This window comes from Palleronia sediminis (genome assembly GCF_004358695.1).
Taxonomy (GTDB): Bacteria; Pseudomonadota; Alphaproteobacteria; order Rhodobacterales; family Rhodobacteraceae; genus Palleronia; species Palleronia sediminis.
This window is the reverse complement of the sequence record NZ_SNAA01000046.1, coordinates 1-1,364: the sequence shown is the minus strand read 5'-3', so window position 1 is coordinate 1,364 and position 1,364 is coordinate 1. Positions and strand designations below refer to the sequence as shown.

The following is a 1,364-nucleotide window of genomic DNA, read 5'->3' as shown; positions in this document are numbered from 1 at the left end:
GGTAGGTTGAAAGACTGGCGTCGCATCGCCACCCGCTACGACAGATGCCCGAAGGTCTTCCTCTCCGCCATCGCCCTCGCCGCAACCGTCATGTTCTGGTTATGAATCCTGACCCTAGAGCCGGCCAAGCCGTTCGGTCAGCAGGGAAAAGAACCCGTCCGCGTCGAGATCGCCGATGAAGAGCGCGTTGGCGGGTCGGTCGGTGACGCCCCACCAGTCGGCCACGGTCATGCCGCGGGTCAGGTCCGAGCGGGTCTCGATCTCGACATTGATCTCGCGGCCGCGGAACAGCTCGGGCGCGAGAAGCCAGCCGATCACCGTCGGGTCGTGCAGCGGCGCGCCGTCGCTGCCGTATTTCGCGAGGTCGAACCGCTCGAAGAAATCGGTCATCTCGGCCACGGTCCGGCCCACCGGCGTGCCGAGCGCGCGGAAGGCGTCGTTGCGCGCCGTCGTGACCAGCGCCTTGTGCGTCGCGTCGAGCGGCAGGACGGTCAGCGGCACGCCCGCGCGGAACACGATATCGGCGGCCTCGGGGTCGACATAGATGTTGAATTCGGCGGTGGGGGTGATGTTGCCGACCTCGAAATAGGCCCCTCCCATCAGCACGATGCGGGCGATGCGCGGCGCGATGTCGGGCGCGCGGGCCAATGCCACGGCGATATTGGTGAGCGGACCCAGCGGGCAGAGCGTCACCGTGCCCGCGGGCTCGCGCCGCAGCGTCTCGATCAGGAAATCGACGGCATGCGCCTCTTGCAGCGGCATCGTCGGATCGGGCAGGTCCGGCCCGTCGAGCCCGGTGCGCCCGTGGACGTGTTCGGCCGTCACCAGCGTGCGCATGAGCGGCCGGTCGCAGCCGGCGAAAACCGCGATATCGGGTCGGCCGGCCAGTTCGCAGACGATGCGGGCGTTCCGGGCCGTCAGCTCGAGCGGGACGTTGCCGGCCACGGCGGTCAGGCCGAGCAGCTCGATCTCGGGCGAGGCCAGCGCCATGAGGATCGCGACGGCGTCGTCCTGTCCGGGGTCGGTGTCGATGATGATCTTCATGGGGCTGGCCTCAAATACCTATACCTACTCGCTGGAGCCAGGCATTTCTTCGCCTGGGCCTCTGTGCAAGACACGACTTTTCGCGAGTTTCAGCTCTGCCTGGATACTTTCCAGTTCAGCCCTTCTTTCACGAAGTTGCCTCCTGATTTCTTTCGCAGAGTCCCGATCTTTTTGCCTCCGGGCCCGCTTGAGATCGCGCTCTAGGGTCAGGACTCATAGCCAGTAGATGACCGTGGCGGCGAGAGCGATGGCCGAGAGGAAGACCTTCGGACACCGGTCGTATCGCGTGGCCACCCGGCGCCAGTCCTTGAGCCTGCCGA

General features: G+C 66.3%; 1 protein-coding gene and 2 pseudogenes. 1 reads left to right on the top strand and 2 read right to left on the bottom strand.

Annotated features, from left to right (window positions below; genetic code table 11):
- Positions 1-105, top strand: a pseudogene (locus E2L08_RS16790) (IS5/IS1182 family transposase); the annotation flags it as partial.
- Positions 106-114: 9 nt separating this feature from the next.
- Here the strand turns inward: E2L08_RS16790 and E2L08_RS16785 are convergent.
- Both E2L08_RS16785 and E2L08_RS16780 read right to left on the bottom strand, forming a co-directional pair.
- Positions 115-1,044 (bottom strand): nucleoside hydrolase, encoded by a 930-nt coding sequence (locus E2L08_RS16785; protein ID WP_133398226.1) that lies wholly within the window; start codon positions 1,042-1,044, stop codon positions 115-117.
- 213 nt (positions 1,045-1,257) lie between these two features.
- Positions 1,258-1,364, bottom strand: a pseudogene (locus E2L08_RS16780) (IS5/IS1182 family transposase); the annotation flags it as partial.

What these genes read in the sequence shown, in the direction of transcription:
- E2L08_RS16785 (WP_133398226.1), bottom strand. Translation starts at nt 1,044, where the DNA reads ATGAAGATCATCATCGACACCGACCCCGGACAGGACGACGCCGTCGCG.